Origin of the sequence: Mesorhizobium sp. (genome assembly GCF_004963255.1) — a bacterium.
In the GTDB taxonomy this organism is placed as follows: domain Bacteria; phylum Pseudomonadota; class Alphaproteobacteria; order Rhizobiales; family Rhizobiaceae; genus Mesorhizobium.
The window spans coordinates 36,297-55,337 of record NZ_SUGA01000039.1; the positions used below are offsets into that span (position 1 = coordinate 36,297).

A 19,041-nucleotide genomic window follows, 5' to 3' on the forward strand; every position below is an offset into this window, starting at 1 on the left:
CGACCGGAGGAGGATGAGAATCATGCAACAAGGATTTGACTTCCAGACGGCGGAGAGCGCTTTCGATGCTGTGAATGCGGTCCGGGCCCTGGAAGAGGCGGTCAAGAATTGCGGCTTCGAACAGAGCCTGATCGTGCTGGTGAAGATGCGTGCCTCCCAGATCAACGGCTGTGCCTGGCGCATCCATTCGCACATACGCAACGCCCGCTTTCATGGCCAAACGGAAGAGCGGCTTCGCGTGCTCCACGCCTGGCGTGATCCGGCAATGCCATTCAGCGCGCGCGAACGCGCCGCGCTCGCCTGGACGGAGGCTCTGACCGTGCTGTCCACGACGCACGTGACCGATGCCATCCACCAGCAAGCTCGGGAACAATTCGATCGCGACGAACTCGCCAAGCTGACCTTGCTCGTCGGCACGACCAATCTCTGGGATCGTCTCTCCATCGGCTTCCGATCGGTTCTCCATGCAGCCGGGGAGGCGTGTTCCGACGGCCGCTCAACGGGTTGCACATGCAGCGCCACGATCGTCCCTGTCGATGTGAGATACGCGCAGCGACGGCGAAAACAGCCCGCGTCAAGTCGTACATGAAGATCGGCATGGACCGAATGAGCGATCATTGCCCAACTTTCTCTTCGAATGAAAAAGGAGACCAGCCATGATTTCCAACCCCGAACTACGCCAGCGCGGGCTGGCTTATTTCGAGCGGCTGTTCGGAGCCGGAGCCCGCGAGGCTCTTGTGCGCGACATGGAAGACCTTTGTCCGGACTTCACGGACATGTCTATAGAATGGGCCATTGGCGGCATCACCACCCGCCCCGGTCTCGATTACGTCACCCGTGAACTCGTGGTGATCGCTTCGTGCGTCACACTGGGGCACACCGTCACGCAATTGCGGGCGCATACTCAAGCCGCGCTCAGGGCGGGCGCAACGCGCGAGGAGATCGTCGAAGCGATCCTGCAACTTACTTTCTACGCCGGAGGGGCCGCGGTTCGAAATGCGCTGGTCCACGTGAAGGACATACTCAATGGCGCCGTCGATGATGCGGATGAACCGCAAGCGCTTCGCCCTTAAGCGTTCGCTCCATGGAGGTAATCGGCACCAGCGCTGCGAGAGCGGCGCTGTTGTTTCTCCAACCTGCTGTGCCAGCAAATAGCGAAGAAGAAAGGAGGGAGATAAGAATGCAATTCATAATCCTGACCCGCCGCCGAACCGAGGCTTTCCACGAGAGCGAATACACGCGAAGCGGGCTGAGGCGGAGGCGGAAGCAGTGCGCCGGCTATACATGGACGGCTTGGTCCGTCAGATCTGGCATTGCGGTGTCATCTGCGGCGCATGTCTTCTCACGGAAGCCCCCTCGAGCGTAGACGTGACCGCAGCCTTCAGCGGCTGCCTCTATTTGCGGCAGGGATGCACGAAGCGGTGGCGATCGCACCGTTGCGGCCATATCGGGGCTTCAGCCCAAAGGTTGACCTTGGCGGATCTGGCAGCCCGTTGCAGCAGGATTGATTTGAAGATCAGGGCGATGTCAGAACGGCCGCCCAGCTTATCCGAGGATTAGGCAAGGGGACGCTGTCCTCGGCTTGCCTATCGAGATAGGCGTTGCTATTTTTCGAGAAGGCGCACGAACAGCTAAGGAGGTTGCCTATGTCACCGCGGGACGCCTGATCCGGCGATATCAAGACTTCTGCCTTTCAAAGGGCATCAATTTCACACGTTTTGAATCCGTACAGCCGCACGACGAAACCACGCTTTTCTGCAGCGCTGGAATGCAGCAGTACAAATCGTTCTTCTCGGATCCCTCCTATATTGGAACCGTCGCCAACAGCCAGGCTTGCTTGCGCATGGGCGACCTCGACGAGATCGGAGACGGAACCCACTTTCTCCATTTCACCATGCTCGGCCTTTTCTCCTTCAGGGAGATGACCGTCGGCGAAGCAATAGATTTCTGGCTCGAGTTTCTGGAAACGCTCGGGCTGGTTCCAGATCACGTGACCATTCATCCGGACCGACTAACCGAATGGAGCCCGCTCTATCGCGGGCGCGTGCCGATTATCCCGGATTCGGAATGCACGTGGAGCGATGGCAGTATCAGTGGATACTGCACGGAGTTCCACAAGGGTGCGGTCGAGATCGGAAACATCGTTAATCCGCTCGGGACCTGCATCGACGCCGGCTTCGGCCTTGAGCGCCTCGACGTGATCGTCAACGGCATCCCGGCAGACAACGCACTCACCACGTTGCGCGATACAGCTATGAAAGTGATTGAAAGCGGATATCGACCTGGCAACAAGGAGCAGGGATACGTTCTGCGAAAGCTGCTTCGCCGCATTTGCGTAATGGGCGGCATCCTGGATCACCCTTTCTTTGAGGAAGAGGTCGAACGCCAGAAGCGGCTGCGCGCCAAATACGTGCGGCTTCGCGACCGGTATGCCGACAAGAGTCCGGAATGGTGGTTCGACACGCACGGTATCGATGTCGCAGAAATGCGCCAATTGGATCGCGGGTGAAAAATTGAAAAGAGGCTGCGCGATGATCTACCTTTTGACCCCAAAGGCCACCTTGCCGAGGGGCCGACTCCCAATGGCGTCAAAAACGAATGTGGGGAACGATGGTAGCGGTAGACCGCCACATCGCGAGCCCCACTATCGAGGACGCACTTTTCTGGTATCGGCGACGCTCAGCGTAGAGTGTAAAGGTCGCCGAAGATCGCTCGCAATTAGTGTCGTTTGGCCCGCAGTCTCGCTTGGTTAACTGACCTCACGGCGTGCTCGAATTTTAACCCATCGACAGCCGCCTTCATGAAGCCCTGGGCTTCGTTTGGCAGGCGCCTTAAGGGTAGGCGCAAGTTGTGTTTTGCGTCCGAGCCCCGCCGCCTTCGCGAGGGTGGATCTCTGCGCCGTGTAGTTCGGCGCAACCATTGGTTAATCTGGCTTCATCTCCACTTTTCGCGGTGTTCGTTTGGCGTGAGCCCGTAGTGTAGCCCGAGATGACGTTTCAGCGATTTGAATTTCTTCCCGTCTTCCAGGCAGATGATGTAGTCCGGTGTTACGGACCTTTCTGGATAGCGGCGGGAACCTGTTTTGGTGGCTCAACGCTATTCGGCTTACCAAGTCCTGACAGCGATCCAACGACTAGTCCAAGCATCCCACTAGCTAGTCGCATGTTGGTCTCAGTCGCCGAGACATTCGGGACCCGATTCGGACGGGAAGTCGATGTTCCTGACCCAACGAAAGACCTTGCCGCTGGGCCGCTGGATGCGAAACTCGTGCACCACGGCCTCTCCCTACGAGCTTGCTCGAGGTGAGCTAAGGCGCATCGCGATCATCGGGCAGGATCAACCCGGCCCAGTGCTGCAGTCCGAGTAACAAATGGCTCGTGCCGACCCGATCACCACATGCGGCGTCGCTCTCCCCAGCCGTCCACCCGAAGCGGACCAACTGTTTTCGGCCCCATTTCAGACATTCAGCCCGATCATTCAGCCGATGACCACTTTTGCAGCTCCAAACAGGACGCCGACCACCTCATCATTTAGCAATGCCCTGGCGGACTAAGCGTCTTTGATCGCAACGTTTTGGCGGATCTCAACGTATTCAGGATGATCGTTCGGCGGCGAAATATGAGCCAGGCGGCAATCGAACTTGGCCTCACCACCTCGGCTCTCAGCCATCGGCTTCGCAAGCTTGAAGCACAACTGGGCGTGCGACTGTTGAACCGCACAAGCCGGTCCATCACGCCAAGCGACGCCGGTGCTGCGCTTGCCGCTCCCCTGGAGACAAGCTTCGACGGAATTGCCGATGCGCTCGCTGAGCTTCAGGCCTATTGTGAACAGCCGGTCTCGGCCCATTTCGTCACTGAACGAAGTGACTCACACTGGTGGCACATTTTTGCGTGTCGCCTCGCGACCGAGATCAACGGTCGCAGGCCCTGGTGGAATGAATGCCGGGATTCCTTCGCTCTTTGCTGCCGGAAGCCCAACTGACGCCGTGTAGAAGCGTTGGAGCAGGCTCAGAATGACCATCGGGACTACCGAGATAAATAGCGCCGCCGAGAAGATAAGTTCATAATTTACATCGAACTGCCCTGCGAATTGCGCAATTGCGACTGCTGCTACTTCAAATTGTGGAGCCTGCGCGATCAAAAGCCACCATCCTTGATGGGCCACGCTAGGCCGAAGCCGTTGTCGAATGCCAGCGCTCGATCATCCGCGTTCGCCATTTCAGTCTCTACAACTATCAACTGTTTGCCGCCGTCACCAGCAGACTCTCCTCGCGCAGTCGATCGCACGGCTGCGCTCATTCATTGGCGGGCCCGCGCTACAGAGCGCCGGGATCTGTGCCGCACCGACCCCGCCACATCGGTGATGTGCTGGATCGCGACCTGATCACTGTCTGGAGAAGAGGCGTTGCAATCAACTGTGCGCACTCATAATCAGTGAAGCGTGCCAATCCCGAAAAATTCACCCTATAACGGAGGCTCGGCCAACCGCTGGAAGTGGGACATTGTCAGCCCCCATGAGCAATGTAGCGGCCGGCAAACCAAATCAAAGGGACCGAGAAAATGGCGCTTGCGAGTGTCGCGATGGCTGTCTCGACCGGGCCAAACTGGGCGACCATCAGCAACACGGAAATCATATTGATCAGCGCACGCAAGTTGTTGCCTATGCCCAGACACGCTCGTCGCTTCAGAAGTTCTCCAGGATCCGTGTTCCTCGGGTCGCCTACCCAGTTGTAAATCGGCTGATTGATTATTTTGGAGGCCGCCGAACCGACAAGCCATGCGATTAGTCCTGCGGCGAACCAGCCGTGGTTGATGCCAAAGAGATAGAAGTACAGCACCGCTCCAACAATCGGCAGGGTGCCAACAGTCACCAAGAGCGGCTCCGTAATCGCGCTTCGGATCAGGCGCGTAAGCCAGATTTTGAACTCGGGGGCGCTCATCTGGTTCATCAGCGGCCGAACGACGCGAGCGATGAAAACCAGCGCACCGGCGCTTAGGGCGTTGACGGTCAGGATGATTACTTCTGCTGCGGTCTCGTTCATCGCCGAACTCCGATCTAAAGGCGGTCTGGTATATTCCCGCTTGAGGTGCCTAGCTGAAGGTCCCTACTGCGCGGAGACCACGGCAGCGCGCTCGTTCTCCTAGCCTTTCAGGGCAGCCTCGACCGCAGCAGGGAGTCCTTCGGCTACGCTGGGGGTAGCCGGTATCCAACCAGTGGCAGCCTTGAGCTTGCCATTGCTGACTCTTGTTGATCGGATCAGGGCTTCGCCAACAATACCCATCAATCGAGCTGTCCATGCAGGAAGCATGCGCGGGGGCTTCACCCGCAATGTTTTCGCGACTACCGCGAAAAACTCGTCCCGCGTGACGGGGTGGTCATCTGACACATTGTATGCGCCCGACGGTGCTTCCAGGGAGGCAACGACTGCACGGGCGGCATCATCATGTGAAATCGACGAGATATAGCTGTCGCGAGCACCAGGCAGCGGCGCCCATCCCGCGCGGACTGAACGTGCCATCATCTTCGTCTGGTCGGCATCCGGGCCGTAGAACGCAGCAAAACGCAAAGCAACGCCTCGACCGGCTCCGGCTGCGAAGTTCGCGACGGACGCCTCGGCATCGAGCACACTTCTGGCATTAGCTGGTGGCTGTAACGGAACCGATTCGTCTATCCAACTGGCACCTGATGATGGATATGCAAGTGCGACCGATTCCTGGATCAGCACGTTGACACCGGCAGCGGCAGCGGCATCCGCGACAGTGCGAGAGCCGACACTTCGAATGCGGTCATTCTGTTTCCATCCAGAGCGAAACATCATTGAAAACATGGAAGATGGAATGTGCGTGGCGAGATTAATGACGACGTCATGTCCTCCGAAAGTGGTCGTGAGCTGGTCGATGTCGAACAGGCTCGCATTGATTGCCTGGACTTCGGCAGGCAATAGCTGTCGTCGCCTAGAATGCGATCTAACTACAGCAGTGACTTGGTGTCCTGTCGCGAGCAGAAGGGGAACCGTGCGTCGGCCGATCACTCCCGTCGCTCCAGTGACTGCGATTCGCATACTGCCTCCTGAGCTTAGGGCAAAGCCGCGGCCATTCCGCCCGCGAGCCATCCCTCATATGCTTCACGGCATACGAATTTCAAACCGATGGTCTATATAGGAGACCGTTGGTCTTGTTCAACGTCTAGAGGCTGGTTTTCTGGTCGAGCTACAGGCGCCAAGGTGCAGAGCGGGGGGCACTCGGACTGGAATGACAACAGCCGATCAGCCGGGCGGTGTCTGAGCCGATTAAAGCCAGCGAAAAGCTCGCTTTAGCTCCTCGGCTCCGTCCTGATAGTAACAACGGCCGTGAGCGAGCAGGATACGTTCGGGCTGCCACTGGATCATTCGGTCGATAGCCGCCCGGTTGTAGCATCGGTTTGTCTGGAAGTGTTTGCGTAGCTCCCAGGGTAACATGCCATCAGGCTCATTCGAGCCCGCCGCCCATGTCACGAAGCGATAGATGACTGACCTAAACCGTTTCAGATCGAGATTCTCTATCGCATCGGTGAGTATCAAAGTGCGGCTTTTCCTGTGAAAGAAGTCCACCTCCGTGAGGGGACCACCCGAAATTCGCTGCTGTTTGAATGATCCTTGCCACTCCGGCGGTGGTTCTGTGTCTGACAAAAGCTCATGCTTGGGCAGCCTTGTCGATGAATTTGCACTCATTCCTGGAGCGGCCCATACGCGAGCCTGGCCGAACTCATGCGACCAAGCTGAAATCCACGTGTAATGGAGGTTGTTTGGCGCCACCAGATGCGTGACGGCGCCAAGTTCCCTGACCTGGGCAATCAATCGCGGCGCCGCGGCGATTGGTGAATGGACCCAGAGCCCTCCATCTGGGAGCCTCACGACGATCATCCTAGTCGGAAACGGCAGGCGTAGAATGCCCAGATGCATGCGAATCTCACCGCCATCCGCCACCCAGACATCCGGCGCGATCGGCTTCAGAACGAACAGCGGCTCATAGAGGCGGTATCCGGGTCTCATTGCCACCTCCCAGGAGAGCGCATTTAATTTCAGTCCAATGATCCACATAAAAGACCAGCGGCCTGCAACAGGAGTTCCAGGATGAGCCTGTCGCTTAGCCCCGGCGCGGCGCCTGAAACGGTTCTCGATGGATCAATGATGTCGGTTCACGATATGCCGAAGAGCGCCGTCACCGCGGCGCATCTATTCAAACCAGTATGCAAGCGTGGTCTGGGCCGTCCAGCCGCTCTTTGCTTGTTCATCTCGTTTTGCCATAAAGCTCGCATATCCTCGCACGCGCTCAAGCACTCCCGTTCCAGTGTCAGGAATGATCTCCCATCGGCCGTGTATATAGGCCCGTGCATCCATGAAGCCCGAGGCATCAAGCAGGAAGGACCCCTTGCGACCGTCCAAGGTTCCATCGATCCGTTCGTAGCAGATCAAGGTGCCGGAGCCGTCCATTCGCTCCAATCGCACGTGTTTAGCAGTCCCGATCGCCTCGAGCCCACCCGTGAAGCGTTCCTCAAGCAACGTCTCCACAACCGACAGCTCGCTGTCAGCCTTTTGATCGATCACGTTGCGATTATATTTGACCACCTCGACAACACTCTGAATGGTCTTATGGTCGGCGCTCTTAGGCTGTGACATTGGGGAATCCTTATAAACCGGAGTTGGATTGGGTTGGCTTAAATGCGCTGAAGGGCTTCAGCTGCTTGCCATGCGCGTGGGAAGGAGAATTCTGAGAGGATTTCGATCATCTCGCTCAATTCCTCCTTGGCCAACCCCACTCTTCTCGCGATCGCGACGTGCCGGTCAAATGGTGAGCCCAGGGTCCCGCCGACAATGTCGATGGCGAGCATCGCCAAGGCTCTCTCGCGATGGCTCAGGTTTTCGCGATGCCACAGCTCGGCCGATATGCGCGAGAGCGAATTTGCGAGGCGAGCATTTGCTGAGCGCAGACGGGCCAGTTCTGGTTCGCTGTAGGGAACTTCGCCGATTGGACCTGGTCGCCTTCGGGCACTACTGTCAGTATCGTAGCCAGCCTTCTGAGCGACTTCGATCATTCGTTCGAATGCCATCGAAGTGATATTAAGCCCCGCATATGGCGCGATCTGCCGAAGAACCTCCCTGAGATGTTCTACTGACATATCGGCGCCCTTGAGCGCCATTGAGATATGAAGTTCAAATGGCAACCCGAGTTCGGGGACGCGCACGTCGGCGGCGATCAGCAAAGTCGCCTTCTCTCGCGGATTCAGCTTAGAGTCGGACCATATTGCGCGGCCTGCCTCGATGCCCATGGCGCCGAAAACCGGATCCAAGCGTGTAACTCTATCTTCTGATGGAAGTGCCATATCAAGCTCCGAGTGTCGTTCAGACCATGAGTTTGATAAACAGACTGACGGTCTTTTCGTTCCGCAATTTTTGGAATCGGCGGTAGCAGCGACGAACCGCAAGCCCCAGGTGTTGGCGCGTTCGAGTTTTTGGCCAAGCAGGCGAGGCCCGTCGGAATCGGTTGGGACAAACTTTTACGGCGACATTGCTCATTACGGATCAACCGCATATCTGTCCAAATCCAAATGCACCGAAAGATAGCGATTGCGTTTCGGTCGGTCGGCTTACATTGGCGGAAAGGGGAGCAGGTCATGGTCACAAATTGCCACTGCCGGAGGTGTCAATGCCCCGGGTAATCAGACACCCGGAACTGCGTCGAGCCGAGATTCTCGACGCTGCGTTCAAAATTTTCCTTGAGCGTGGCTATGACAACACCAGCCTCAATGAGGTGATTGAACTGGCCGGTCTGTCAAAAGGCATGTTCTATCATCACTTCCAGTCCAAGGAAGCGTTGCTGCTAGCTCTTTTTGAAACAGTGACGGAGCAGACTTACCAGGCGCTCGAGCCCATTCTCAACGAGGCGGGTATCGACCAAAAATCGCGACTTCAGAAAATTCTCGATAAGGGCGCTGAGATCCGCCTTAGCAACGTAGACGTCACGCGTTCCGTTTTCGGCGCCTTGCTTCGCCCCGAGAGCAAAATGCTATATCAAGGCATTATCGATGCTTGGGCCGATCGCATGCGTCCGGTGCTGGCCGTGATAATCGCCGAGGGAGTGAACGAAGGCACCTTCGATACCTTCGATGCCGAAGGCGTAGGCGACCTCATCCTGCAAATGGGGGCAGCTACCAAATACATCCTGGATGAAGCCATGGCGGCTCAAACGAGGCGCCGCAGAGATGCGGCTGCCGCCGTGCTTGAGAAGCGGCTCAGGTTTCACGCCCTAACGATAGGTCGCATGCTGGGCTTGCCTGACGATACGTTTTCGATTGGACAGCCCGACTTCGCAAAAAAACTTGTGAGGGCGCTCAATCCGTTGAAGTAGGCGTGGCCCAGGAGGATTGGCTGCGCCGCTGTCGTGTGCTGTTTGCTGGCTGGGGGTCCGCAGCACTACGAACAGCACTGGTCCTTCACGCGAAGAATTTTCAACTACCGAAGCCTGCTTGATCTGACAGTCGCGTGCGGCCACATGCGAATTGGGAGTAGCACGGTCCAATAGTCGCTCAGGCCTTAGGAGCATCGACAGGCGCAGGTTCAAGCTGCCGAAGGGCATTCGAGACTGATGGTCTTTTTAATAGACCGTAGGTCTGTTATCGTGCTACCCGACACAACAGCCAGCTCGTTCGGGCCCAGGTCGCTCCGGGCGTTTGAGCATATCGAGGAACGATGAACATCTATGCCGGCGTTGGGATCGTGACACTGTTGTCAGCCATGATGTGCTTCATGATGGCTGGCGTCGTTTCACGCGCGAGGATCAGGTCAGGGTTGGGAGCTCCAACGATGGCAGGCGACCCGGCAACCGAACGCAAGATCAGGGCGCACCTCAATACGGTCGAATGGATGCCGATTTTCTTGCCATCACTTTGGCTATTCGCCCTCTACTGCAGTGCCGCCTTGGCAGTGGCGATCGGCGCCGTCTGGATCGCGGGGCGTGTCGCTTATTTCGTGGGATATTCACTCAGTCCGCAGAAGAGGTATCTGGGCTTCGGCATCCAGGCGATCGCCGCGTCAGTTCTGATGTTCGGTGCACTTGCCAAGCTCATATGGCTAGCGCTTTTTGTAGGACCCGCTATTTAGCTGGTTTGTCATGGACTGCGGCAGACACAAATGTTCCTACCCGCAATGTCAAACGCTAACGCACATTAGCGCCCAGGTGCTGCGGCTGGCGGAGCTCTGGCAGGACAGGAACCTTGAAGTTCGGAATCCGGGAGCCAAGCATCAAACGCTGCCTTGCCGCTCGAACCTTGGTCAAGCGGACGGTGAAGCACTTTCCCCCAACCGTTAACCCAAAGGCGGCGGACTGTAGGTTCTCGGCCCCTCATCCAGCCATTAGTGATGGCGGCTAAGGAGACGATGCTAGTCGGTGGTGTTGGTCAGAGGAGAGAATCGTGCAGACTAATATCCCCGGGCGCGTAGGAATCAGCCTGGTAGCGGGATTAGATTGCCGCAGTGAATGGTTTGGCGGACCGAGCGTCTTTCGAATTGGGCCATAAACCATTGAATTCGTTGAATTTTTTTTTGTCACTTGTTACGCAGTTTGTTACACAGCCGCGAATGACCGGTTTGCGCCCCATATAGGTCGTTAAGTGGATCGTGATGGCGTGCAAAGAGCGGACGTGCCCTAGCTGTTCCCCAAACACGTTTGTCGCGGCTCAGGAACCAAGGCCAAATTTTCGCAGGGTGTCGTTCGAACATGGTTTCACTGCGTAAACCGAGTCTGCGATTGAATAGCTTTCTGTGAAGTGGCGTGCCTTAGCGTCGTCGCATATGAAGTCTGTGCTACCCGGGACCGCGCAAACGGCATTGCTCTTTCGAATCATAGCGTGTCCGCCGCTTTCCGTTCCACGCCACACCAAGCAACCGGGGAAGCTTTTCGAAAGTTCGTATGGCAGGCTAGCGCGGGCCGTTTGCGGGGATTCGGTATCGCAAATGCTGAGCGTTTCACGTGGCGTGCTTCGGTCTGCGAACATTTCACGGATGACTACGAGCCTGCCCTGCGAGCAGACCCGATTGATGGTTACCACCTGACCGAGGGAATAGATGAGGGCCCAGCCCCCGATAGCCGCCGCGAAAGCGACAGCCGCTGTACGCCTCAGCATCAAACCCTCCCTCAACCCATCAAAGAAATGATGGGTGTTAAGCCTTTTTTGGCGGTGGCTCCAACTTGATTAGATTCGCCTTGGCAGTAGGGTCCCCTTGATCGGCAGCCTTGCGGATCAGGGTGAAACCTTGGGCAGTATCCTGCTTCACGCCATGGCCATCGAGGTATGCTACTCCCAGGCTATTCTCCGCTTTAGCGTACCCTTGATCGGCAGACTTCCGCAGCCAGGCTACGGCCTGCACATAGTCTAAAGGAACCCCTAGCCCCTTGTAATACGAAACCCCAAGGTCGTACTCAGCACCTGCATTCCCCTGGTCCGCCGCCTTCTGGAACCAAGAGACGGCTTGGGCGTAGTCGAGCGTAACGCCAAGCCCCTCCGCATAGGCCACACCAAGATCATGCTCGGCGAAGACATTCCCTTGCTCTGCGGCTTTGCGATACCATGCGATTGCCTCAAGATAGTCCTGGGTGACACCTTGCCCCTTGGCATAAGCCAAACCTAGAAAATATTGGGCAATGGCCGTTCCTTGATCTGCGGCCTTACGGAGCCATGCGGCAGATTGTATGTAGTCCTGCGGGACGCCTCTTCCATCTCTGTACAGCAACCCGAGATTGGTTTGAGCGACCGCTAGTCCTTGATCGGCGGCTTTGCGAAACCAAATTGCAGCTTCGGCAAAGTCCTGCTTCACGCCTAACCCACGGTCATAAATAGAGCCGAGATTGTGCTCTGCCTGGGCATCACCTTGGTCCGCCGCTTTGCGGTACCAAGCGGCAGCTTGACCGTAATCCTGTGTGACACCGTGGCCTTCGGCGTAGGCGGTCCCAAGGTTGTCCTCTGCCTCGGCATCACCGGTGTTAGCCATGACGCTCCACAACTCCACGGCCGTTGCGTAGTCCCCTCTTTTATAGGCCTCTTCCGCCTGCCCGGCATGGACGACCCCGGCCGCTAGAACGCCAGAAACGAAACAAAGCAACTTTGATAACCTTCGCATGGTAGCCTCCGATCTAAGGATTCAACCATTCTTTGATTCCCTGCACTCCGATCCGAACCCTTTCGGCAAAGGGTCTCTCATTCAGCTTGGCTCTGATGAATTTCCTCTGTGCACGGGCCATTCGGGTATTAAACGTGGCTAAAAGATAGGAATCGAAGCCGATCAAAATAATAGCCGGAGCAAAAAGAAGTTTTTCTGATAATAGCAATATATTTGAGAATATGCAAATTATAATTACGGACAAAAAGCAGTTACATGCTATAAACATGGCAGCTTTCCACATACGGTTTATCGGGAGATATGGTTCCATCCAGGGAATAATTAACGGGTTTCGATCCCAAAACTGATCGATAGTAATGGGCCCCTCCGCTGTACCATCGGTCATCGCAACTTCGGCTACAGCCCCAGGAGCAGGGTTATTTGGATTGACCTCATCAGCCATTCCTTCCTCCATCTCTCGTGGTTAGAAGGAATTTGCTGCGCCTACTTGAAGTCAATCCAAGATGGAGATCAATTTTGTGTTAGGCGACCACATCGCAGTGTGGCCAATTGATCCGCAAGCAAGCGTGATCAGGGTTCGAAAGTCGCTCTGCCGCTGAAATCTATATGATTTTGGCCCAATTGTTGGACGGCGATGACGGGGTCGGTAGCTGAACGTCGGCTTGCTACATATCCTGACCGAAAGCCGACTATCCGGAAACGGCTCCCTTGCGGACATTGCGCCTTCGGTGTGGCGTCACTCTGGCCGACGTTGACTTCTGAGAGGTTCCGGTTCGGTGCTGCTGCCATGCTTGCGTTTCGACCGACGTTTAGCGCTCTGATATGAAAAGCAGCCCCAAAACCGTGTGACGCCAGAAGACCCCTCCAACTGCCCAGGGATCTTGATCCAGCGACGTGATAGTTTAGCGCTTTGCGAATTGGTCTTGTGCCACTAAAGCGGCGCCTATTGCGCCGGCTTCATCGCCAAGGCGTGCAACATGTATTGCCGACGCCACAGCGAACGCTGGAGTTCTCTCAATGGCCCTGTGCAGCTTCTCCTCGAAGAGGTGAAGATAAGCGGCAGCGCTGCCGCCAAGCACGGTGACGCTCGGCAAATAATGCGTGTGGAGAATCGACAGACCTCGCCCCACGAGGCTTCCGTAAGTATCGAATGCTTCCCGTATGAAGGGATTCCGGCCCACCGATGCGGCTGCAAGAGGGATCACTTCTTTGGCCGGCACGTCGGATGGTAGATGCTGTCGGAGCATGGCCTGGAGTGCCGAGCGGGATGCTACCTGCTCCCAGCAACCTTCGGCGCCGCAATAGCATCGGCCGATGCCGCTCACGATGGGGATATGTCCTGTTTCGGGATGCATTCCGTTCGGCCCACGGAATGGTTCGCCGTTGACGAGAAACGCCGCGCCGATGCCGGTGCCCAGCGTCACCATGAGCATGCGCGAAGCGCCTTCGCCAGCCCCGAGCCGATGCTCCCCAATGGCGGCAACCACAGCATCATTTTCGATGATTACCGGGACTTTGAGTCGGGTCTCCACTTCAGCGACCAGCCTGATCTCCGAGAATTTGGGCAGGGTGTCGAAGTTATGGATCACTCCGGCGCCGCGGTCGACGGGTCCGGTCGCGCCGATTCCAATACCGGCCAAGGTGTCCCCAAGAGGCACGAGACGATGGATCGTGCCGACCAATCGCTCCAGCCTCGTCTCGCGGCTTCCCGCACCGAGTTCTGCGGTCTTCAGAACGCTCGTCCTAATGACGCCCTGTGGCCCCCTGGCGACGAACCGACTCCCTGTTCCGCCAAGGTCGACACCTACGAAAACGTCTCTCACAGCAGCGCCGTGATCTTCTGGCCGTAACGGAATTCCCCCGGCACGAAGCCGGCTTGCCGGGCCAGACTGACGCTGAGATGCTGCACGGCGATCATGGCATGCGCCATACGGCTGCAGACCGGATGTGGCGGCACGGCGATCTGTTCCGCTCCGTCGTAGCGGCGCGGTGCGATCGCGACGACCGTGCTGCCGGTCCTGGATAGATCCTGCGCGAGTTGACGAAGGGTCAGGTCCTCTTCCGTGCCCGATCCGAAGAGGAATGCGGTGAGCCCGGGGCCCGCCAGTTCCAGCGGCCCGTGTCGGAAGGCGCCGCCGATATACCCTTCGGCGGCGACCTTGGAGGCTTCCTTGAGAATCAGTGCGCCAGTAAGCGCGGTCGCGGCGTCAGGCCCTGAGCCGATCAAGGCGAACCGCGGATTTGGAGCAGCCAGTGCGCGCTCCGAGACCAGGGACACGATCCGTGGCGGCGCCTCGATCGCACCCTGCAAATCGCCCGCCAGAACCTGGATTTCGTTGACTGCCGCCTCATCCGCGCGACCTTGCACATGGGCGCAAACCCTGTGTATCGCGGCCAGTGTGTTGAGGTAGCTTTTGCTGCTCACGGTCGCCTCCTTGCCACTATGGAGCTTTAGCAGGCTGCGGAAAAACTCTTTCGTCTGGGGCCAGTCCGTGATTCGATTCCGCCGGAGAGATTGGAGGATGAGATGCGCGGTGGAGATGATGGGACGGAAGGGCTTTTTTCCTATGTGAGCTGCGAGGCTCGGGTTCCATCGGATCATCCGCTTCGAGCCATCCGGGCAATAGCCGACGAGGCGCTTGAAGTGTTGTCGTCGGATTTTGAGGGACTTTATTCGAAGGTTGGTCGTCCCTCGATCGCGCCGGAGAAGCTGCTTCGGGCTTTGCTGCTGCAGGCATTTTACTCGATCCGGTCGGAACGGCAGTTGATGGAGCAGTTAGGCTATAACCTGCTGTTGCGCTGGTTCGTCGGCCTGTCGATGGATGCCGAGATCTGGGACGCCACGGTTTTCACCAAGAACCGGGAGAGGCTTCTATCGGGCGATGTGGCAAGCAAGTTCCTGGCCGCGGTGGTGGCGCAGGCGCGCAGGCGTAATCTGCTGTCGGATGAGCACTTCTCAGTGGATGGGACACTGATCGAGGCGTGGGCTTCGATCAAGAGCTTCCGTCCCAAGGACGGTAGTGGCGAACCACCTAGCCCGGGTCGCAATGGGGAGCGCGACTTTCACGGCGAGAAGCGTTCCAACAAGACACATGCTTCCACGACCGATCCCGATGCCAAGCTGTACCGCAAGGCCACCGGCCAACCCTCGCGCATCGCTTTCATGGGTCATGTCCTGATGGAGAACCGCAACGGTTTGGTGATCGGCGCGACGCTGACGCCGGCGACCGGGACAGCCGAGCGGGAAGCGGCACTGGCGTTGGTGGATCGATTGGGCGCCAAGCGGCGGATCACGCTCGGCGCGGACAAGGCCTACGACGCGCGCGAGTTTGTCGCCGCCTGCGCAAGCGCAAGGTCACCCCGCACATCGCCAAGCATGAGCATGTCGACAAGAACGGCATCCTGCGTCGAAGCGCTCTCGATGCGCGCACGACGAGGCATCCCGGCTATGCCGTCAGCCTGCGCATTCGTAAGCGGATCGAAGAGGTCTTCGGCTGGATCAAGACCATCGCAAGCCTTCGCAAAACACGCCATCGAGGGACCGAGAAGGTGGATTGGCGTTCGCCCTGACCGTCGCCGCCTACAACCTGGTCCGGCTGCCAAAGCTGATGGCCACGGCCTAAATGCGCCCGCAATCCACCTCAAACCGGCCGATCGCGGCAAAACCGGCCGAAAGAGCCGCTAAAATGACCCTCGCATAAGCCGATCTCACATCAACCAAACGCAAAACGGCCCCACGGCTTCGGTTTTTCCGCAGCCTGTTAGAGGTTATCTAGTCTCCCCAGGTTCTTGAAGCTTTCGAAATTTGTGCCCCTCGCCTCTGCAACGTTCTCTTGCGCTGCACTATGGCCAAGGCTCCTCGCCAGCGCCCATCGCTTCCTTCGGCCAGCAGGGCACAACCCGCGCTGCAAACGAACTCGAAGTGAATAGAAACTGGGGGCCGCGACAGCCGAAGGGTGTCTTCGCCAAACGGAGAGAATCGCTGCACGTTGCGAGAATCGGTGACCTTAGTTATGCCGCGACTTTGCGGGTGGATTACAGTCTGGGCGTACCGACAGGATCGTTTGGCGATCCGCGATATGACCTCGGGATCGGGGAGCGCTATCATCCTTCAGTTTCTGGCGATCAAGGCCCGGAACGAAGTTTCTGAAAACAAACGGTTTTTATGGAAGATAGCTGGCGGAGAGAGCGGGATTCGAACCCGCGTTACGGTTTCCCGTAAACACACTTTCCAGGCGTGCGCCTTCAACCACTCGGCCACCTCTCCGTCCTTGACATCTCGCGCCGGCCGGTTTTGCCGCGCGGGTTGGGGAGATGCTCCCATGGGAAGTCCTTGACGGATATGTGGTGTGCCTTCAACCGGCGGGCAACCCTTCCCCGCACCCGCTAGCCGTCTAGGCAAACAGGCGCGGGGCTCATCTAGTCGATCCGAAAGCGAATGCCAAGCCATAATGGCGTTGCTGTCGTAAGCACATGAGTTGTCCGGGTTAGGTAGCACACGAGTTGTCCGGTTTTATCGCCAGCGAATGGAGGCTGGGGATGGGACGGACAGCATGGCTACAGGACCGGAGAATGCAGAAGTTTCGGGACGTTTTGAGCCGCTGGGATGGCGGCGATCTTTCGATGATGGAGGCGGGTGAGCTGCTAGGGATGTCGGAACGTCAGTTCCGCCGGTACCGGGACCGCTATGAAGAGGCTGGGGAGGAAGGCTTAAGGGACCGGCGTTTGGGCAAGCTTTCGACGCGCCGGGTGCCTGCGGAGGCGATCGAGGAGATGCTGGAGCTTTACCGGAACCGTTACCTCGGTTGGAACGTGAAGCATTTTCACGAGCACCTGATACGCGATCACGACTTCAGCTGGGGTTATACCTTTATCAAGACGCAGCTTCATGCGGCCGGGCTGGTCAAGCGGGCCAAGCGACGCGGGGCGCATCGGCGCAAGCGGGAAAGGAAGCCATGCGAAGGGATGATGCTGCACCAGGACGGCAGCCGGCATGCCTGGCTGGCGGGTCAGCCGGAGTTGGACCTGATCGTGACGATGGACGATGCCACGAGCAAGCTCTATTCGGCCTTCCTGGTTGCCGAGGAAGGCACGGCGTCGAGCTTTCAGGGGCTTATGGAGACCTTTACCGTCCGAGGCCTGCCATCGAGCCTCTACACCGATCGCGGCAGCCATTACTTCGTGACGCTCAAGGCCGGCGAGGCGGTCGACAAGGCTGACGCAGGTCGGGCGGGCGCTGCGGCAACTGGGAATCGAGCATATCCCGGCTTATTCGCCTGAAGCTAGGGGCCGCTCGGAGCGGATGTTCTCCACCTTGCAGGATCGGCTGCCAAAGGAGCTGGCGCTGGCCGGCATTGTCGATATCGAGGCCGCCAACCGCTTCATCGCACAGACCTATCTGCCGGCTCACAACGCCCGCTTCGCTAGGCCGGCCGCGGTCCAGGACAGCGCCTTCGTCGCTGCCGATCCGGCGGTTCTGGCCGAGATCCTGTGCATCCAGGAAGAGCGCGTCGTTGCCCGCGACAATACCGTCGCCTTCGCGCGGCTCAGATTGCAGCTGCCGCAAAGTCCGATCCGACCACTTCGTCAAAGCCACGGTCAAGGTCAGGCAATACCCGGATGGTACGCTCGCAATCTTCCACGGGCCCAGACGCATTGCGACATAAGCTCACAAGGCGCCACAATCCAGCAAACCTGCCCCACCGGGCAAGCTGCGTGAACCGCTTCGACGCAAAACAGAAGCGGACAAATGATGTGCTACCAAACCGAACAACTTGATTAGCTACCGACAGCCATAATGGCGTTGCAAAGGCTTTTGGCCGTGGATGGCCCCGAAGGCCGCCTTAGCGACGGCATGCCGCGCGTTCGCGTGACGTGCGCGGGCTGACCCGCGGGTGCCGTTCGCGCCTGAGCGTGCAGCTTCGTTTCAGCGTGTGTGAGAGGTGGCACAGCCGATCTGCAGGCAATGTCGTGGACGTCGACAAGGTGGTCGCGTTGGCGGGGGGAGCTCCGCCGTAAGACCACGCACGGTTATTGAGCCGGATCAAATTCCTTGCAGCCGTCGCCTTGCTATGTTGCGCGCTTCCCGGGACAAGGTTGAATGCGCGTCGCGATCCTGTCTGACATCCATGCCAACCGTGAGGCGTTCGACGCAGTCCTCGAGGTCGTTCGGAAGCAGGCGCCGGACCAGCTGGTTCTGCTTGGCGATCTGGTCGGCTACGGGCCCGATCCTGTCTATGTGGTCGAGAAGGCCGCCGGTCTGGTGGAGGGCGGCGCGTTCTGCATCAAGGGCAACCACGATGAAGCGGCGGCGTTGGGCCGGACCGACATGACGGAGAACGCGCGCATCGCCATCGAGTGGACCCGCGAACGGCTCGCCCGGGCACAGCTCGATTTTCTTGCGCAGCTGCCGCTCTCTTCACGATCCGGCGACCGGCTCTATGTTCACGCCAGCGCGGAACGGCCGGAAAAATGGTTGTACATACGCGACATCGACGCGGCAGAACGCTGCCTGTCGTCAAGCGATGCCCGCTTCATCTTCTGTGGCCATACCCACATTCCAGCCATCTACTACGCTTTGCCCGGCAGCCGGCCGGTTCATTTTCGGCCGCTGGACAATGTGGGGGCGCCCTTGTCCGAGCTTAGGCGGCATCTTGTCGTCGTCGGGGCGGTCGGCCAGCCGCGTGATGGCAACCCGGCCGCCTGCTTCGCGCTTCTCGACACGGAACGGCGCGAGGTGACGATGGTGCGCGTTCCTTACGATCATGAAGAAACCGCTCGCAAGATTCAGGCGTCAGGCTTGCCCGGGTGGCTCGGCATGCGCTTGAAGATCGGCCGCTAGAGCGTTTCACCGTTTCACGGAAACGGCGAACCGCTCTATCTCCTTG

At 58.2% G+C, this 19,041-nt stretch carries 19 protein-coding genes, 1 tRNA gene and 2 pseudogenes; 10 read left to right on the plus strand and 12 right to left on the minus strand.

Annotated elements, in window-relative coordinates:
- Window positions 1–22: 22 nt before the first annotated feature.
- The 3 genes from E5X34_RS27700 (at window position 23) to E5X34_RS27710 (ending at window position 2,509) form a co-directional block, all read left to right on the plus strand.
- Entirely contained in the window at window positions 23–589 is a 567-nt protein-coding gene (locus tag E5X34_RS27700) for a carboxymuconolactone decarboxylase family protein (protein ID WP_292571495.1), read from the plus strand.
- A gap of 67 nt (window positions 590–656) precedes the next feature.
- Complete coding sequence (locus E5X34_RS27705) at window positions 657–1,073, plus strand: carboxymuconolactone decarboxylase family protein (protein ID WP_292571499.1); 417 nt, start codon at window positions 657–659, stop codon at window positions 1,071–1,073.
- Between the two features lie 509 nt (window positions 1,074–1,582).
- Entirely contained in the window at window positions 1,583–2,509 is a 927-nt protein-coding gene (locus E5X34_RS27710; protein ID WP_292571501.1) for an alanine--tRNA ligase-related protein, read from the plus strand.
- A gap of 240 nt (window positions 2,510–2,749) precedes the next feature.
- On the opposite strand, the pseudogene E5X34_RS27715 reads toward E5X34_RS27710, so the two are convergent.
- Window positions 2,750–3,095: pseudogene (locus E5X34_RS27715) on the minus strand (MucR family transcriptional regulator); the annotation flags it as partial.
- Window positions 3,096–3,618: 523 nt separating this feature from the next.
- Between E5X34_RS27715 and E5X34_RS27720 the strand changes: the two are divergent.
- The gene (locus E5X34_RS27720; protein WP_292571503.1) at window positions 3,619–3,981 is read left to right on the plus strand and encodes a LysR family transcriptional regulator; all 363 of its coding nucleotides are present in this window, start codon (window positions 3,619–3,621) and stop codon (window positions 3,979–3,981) included.
- Here E5X34_RS27720 and E5X34_RS27725 read toward each other — a convergent pair.
- The 6 genes from E5X34_RS27725 to E5X34_RS27750 form a co-directional block, all read right to left on the minus strand.
- Window positions 3,868–4,140 carry a hypothetical protein gene (locus tag E5X34_RS27725; protein WP_292571538.1) on the minus strand — a complete coding sequence of 91 codons (273 nt, stop codon included), beginning with the start codon at window positions 4,138–4,140 and terminating at the stop codon, window positions 3,868–3,870. The genes E5X34_RS27720 and E5X34_RS27725 overlap by 114 nt on opposite strands.
- 364 nt (window positions 4,141–4,504) lie before the next feature.
- Window positions 4,505–5,041, minus strand: a complete 537-nt coding sequence (locus E5X34_RS27730) for a hypothetical protein (RefSeq protein WP_292571505.1) — start codon at window positions 5,039–5,041, stop codon at window positions 4,505–4,507.
- Window positions 5,042–5,140: 99 nt separating this feature from the next.
- Window positions 5,141–6,112, minus strand: a complete 972-nt coding sequence (locus E5X34_RS27735) for an NAD(P)-dependent oxidoreductase (RefSeq protein WP_366664916.1) — start codon at window positions 6,110–6,112, stop codon at window positions 5,141–5,143.
- Between the two features lie 177 nt (window positions 6,113–6,289).
- The gene (locus E5X34_RS27740) at window positions 6,290–7,030 is read right to left on the minus strand and encodes a DUF4336 domain-containing protein (protein ID WP_292571509.1); all 741 of its coding nucleotides are present in this window, start codon (window positions 7,028–7,030) and stop codon (window positions 6,290–6,292) included.
- 183 nt (window positions 7,031–7,213) lie between these two features.
- On the minus strand, window positions 7,214–7,657 hold the full coding sequence (locus E5X34_RS27745) for a DUF3224 domain-containing protein (RefSeq protein WP_292571511.1): 444 nt from the start codon (window positions 7,655–7,657) through the stop codon (window positions 7,214–7,216).
- A 38-nt stretch (window positions 7,658–7,695) separates the two neighbouring features.
- Window positions 7,696–8,361: a carboxymuconolactone decarboxylase family protein gene (locus tag E5X34_RS27750; protein ID WP_292571514.1), complete on the minus strand. Its 666-nt coding sequence runs from the start codon at window positions 8,359–8,361 to the stop codon at window positions 7,696–7,698.
- A 323-nt stretch (window positions 8,362–8,684) separates the two neighbouring features.
- Here E5X34_RS27750 and E5X34_RS27755 point away from each other — a divergent pair, with 323 nt between their 5' ends.
- A complete protein-coding gene (locus E5X34_RS27755) occupies window positions 8,685–9,386 on the plus strand; it encodes a TetR/AcrR family transcriptional regulator (protein ID WP_292571516.1) in 702 nt (233 codons plus the stop codon).
- 341 nt (window positions 9,387–9,727) lie between these two features.
- Window positions 9,728–10,138 (plus strand): MAPEG family protein, encoded by a 411-nt coding sequence (locus E5X34_RS27760; protein ID WP_292571518.1) that lies wholly within the window; start codon window positions 9,728–9,730, stop codon window positions 10,136–10,138.
- 1,059 nt (window positions 10,139–11,197) lie between these two features.
- On the opposite strand, the gene E5X34_RS27765 is transcribed toward E5X34_RS27760, so the two are convergent.
- The 4 genes from E5X34_RS27765 to E5X34_RS27780 form a co-directional block, all read right to left on the minus strand.
- Complete coding sequence (locus E5X34_RS27765; protein ID WP_292571520.1) at window positions 11,198–12,154, minus strand: tetratricopeptide repeat protein; 957 nt, start codon at window positions 12,152–12,154, stop codon at window positions 11,198–11,200.
- 13 nt (window positions 12,155–12,167) lie between these two features.
- A complete protein-coding gene (locus E5X34_RS27770) occupies window positions 12,168–12,596 on the minus strand; it encodes a hypothetical protein (protein ID WP_292571523.1) in 429 nt (142 codons plus the stop codon).
- 460 nt (window positions 12,597–13,056) lie between these two features.
- Window positions 13,057–13,977, minus strand: a complete 921-nt coding sequence (locus E5X34_RS27775; RefSeq protein ID WP_292571525.1) for an ROK family protein — start codon at window positions 13,975–13,977, stop codon at window positions 13,057–13,059.
- Window positions 13,974–14,579, minus strand: coding sequence for an SIS domain-containing protein (locus tag E5X34_RS27780; protein WP_292571527.1), 606 nt, complete (start codon window positions 14,577–14,579; stop codon window positions 13,974–13,976). The genes E5X34_RS27775 and E5X34_RS27780 overlap by 4 nt, the downstream gene beginning before the upstream one ends.
- 102 nt (window positions 14,580–14,681) lie before the next feature.
- Between E5X34_RS27780 and E5X34_RS27785 the strand changes: the two are divergent.
- Window positions 14,682–15,777: pseudogene (locus tag E5X34_RS27785) on the plus strand (IS5 family transposase).
- Window positions 15,778–16,331: 554 nt separating this feature from the next.
- Here E5X34_RS27785 and E5X34_RS27790 read toward each other — a convergent pair.
- Window positions 16,332–16,421 (minus strand) — tRNA-Ser (locus E5X34_RS27790).
- A gap of 305 nt (window positions 16,422–16,726) precedes the next feature.
- Here E5X34_RS27790 and E5X34_RS27795 point away from each other — a divergent pair.
- The 3 genes from E5X34_RS27795 to E5X34_RS27805 all read left to right on the plus strand — a co-directional run bounded on the left by E5X34_RS27795 (window position 16,727) and on the right by E5X34_RS27805 (window position 18,995).
- Window positions 16,727–17,434 (plus strand): helix-turn-helix domain-containing protein, encoded by a 708-nt coding sequence (locus tag E5X34_RS27795; protein WP_292571529.1) that lies wholly within the window; start codon window positions 16,727–16,729, stop codon window positions 17,432–17,434.
- Between the two features lie 22 nt (window positions 17,435–17,456).
- On the plus strand, window positions 17,457–17,873 hold the full coding sequence (locus E5X34_RS27800) for a hypothetical protein (protein WP_292571531.1): 417 nt from the start codon (window positions 17,457–17,459) through the stop codon (window positions 17,871–17,873).
- A gap of 381 nt (window positions 17,874–18,254) precedes the next feature.
- Complete coding sequence (locus E5X34_RS27805; protein WP_292571533.1) at window positions 18,255–18,995, plus strand: metallophosphoesterase family protein; 741 nt, start codon at window positions 18,255–18,257, stop codon at window positions 18,993–18,995.
- Window positions 18,996–19,041: the final 46 nt, after the last annotated feature.

Excerpts from the sequence above, each read along its gene's own strand:
- E5X34_RS27700 (WP_292571495.1), top strand. The coding sequence starts at position 23 with ATGCAACAAGGATTTGACTTCCAGACGGCGGAGAGCGCTTTCGATGCT.
- E5X34_RS27705 (WP_292571499.1), top strand. The coding sequence starts at position 657 with ATGATTTCCAACCCCGAACTACGCCAGCGCGGGCTGGCTTATTTCGAG.
- E5X34_RS27720 (WP_292571503.1), top strand. The coding sequence starts at position 3,619 with ATGAGCCAGGCGGCAATCGAACTTGGCCTCACCACCTCGGCTCTCAGC.
- E5X34_RS27730 (WP_292571505.1), bottom strand. The coding sequence starts at position 5,041 with ATGAACGAGACCGCAGCAGAAGTAATCATCCTGACCGTCAACGCCCTA.
- E5X34_RS27735 (WP_366664916.1), bottom strand. The coding sequence starts at position 6,112 with ATGGCTCGCGGGCGGAATGGCCGCGGCTTTGCCCTAAGCTCAGGAGGC.
- E5X34_RS27740 (WP_292571509.1), bottom strand. The coding sequence starts at position 7,030 with ATGAGACCCGGATACCGCCTCTATGAGCCGCTGTTCGTTCTGAAGCCG.
- E5X34_RS27745 (WP_292571511.1), bottom strand. The coding sequence starts at position 7,657 with ATGTCACAGCCTAAGAGCGCCGACCATAAGACCATTCAGAGTGTTGTC.
- E5X34_RS27750 (WP_292571514.1), bottom strand. The coding sequence starts at position 8,361 with ATGGCACTTCCATCAGAAGATAGAGTTACACGCTTGGATCCGGTTTTC.
- E5X34_RS27755 (WP_292571516.1), top strand. The coding sequence starts at position 8,685 with ATGCCCCGGGTAATCAGACACCCGGAACTGCGTCGAGCCGAGATTCTC.
- E5X34_RS27760 (WP_292571518.1), top strand. The coding sequence starts at position 9,728 with ATGAACATCTATGCCGGCGTTGGGATCGTGACACTGTTGTCAGCCATG.
- E5X34_RS27765 (WP_292571520.1), bottom strand. The coding sequence starts at position 12,154 with ATGCGAAGGTTATCAAAGTTGCTTTGTTTCGTTTCTGGCGTTCTAGCG.
- E5X34_RS27770 (WP_292571523.1), bottom strand. The coding sequence starts at position 12,596 with ATGGCTGATGAGGTCAATCCAAATAACCCTGCTCCTGGGGCTGTAGCC.
- E5X34_RS27795 (WP_292571529.1), top strand. The coding sequence starts at position 16,727 with ATGCAGAAGTTTCGGGACGTTTTGAGCCGCTGGGATGGCGGCGATCTT.
- E5X34_RS27800 (WP_292571531.1), top strand. The coding sequence starts at position 17,457 with ATGTTCTCCACCTTGCAGGATCGGCTGCCAAAGGAGCTGGCGCTGGCC.
- E5X34_RS27805 (WP_292571533.1), top strand. The coding sequence starts at position 18,255 with ATGCGCGTCGCGATCCTGTCTGACATCCATGCCAACCGTGAGGCGTTC.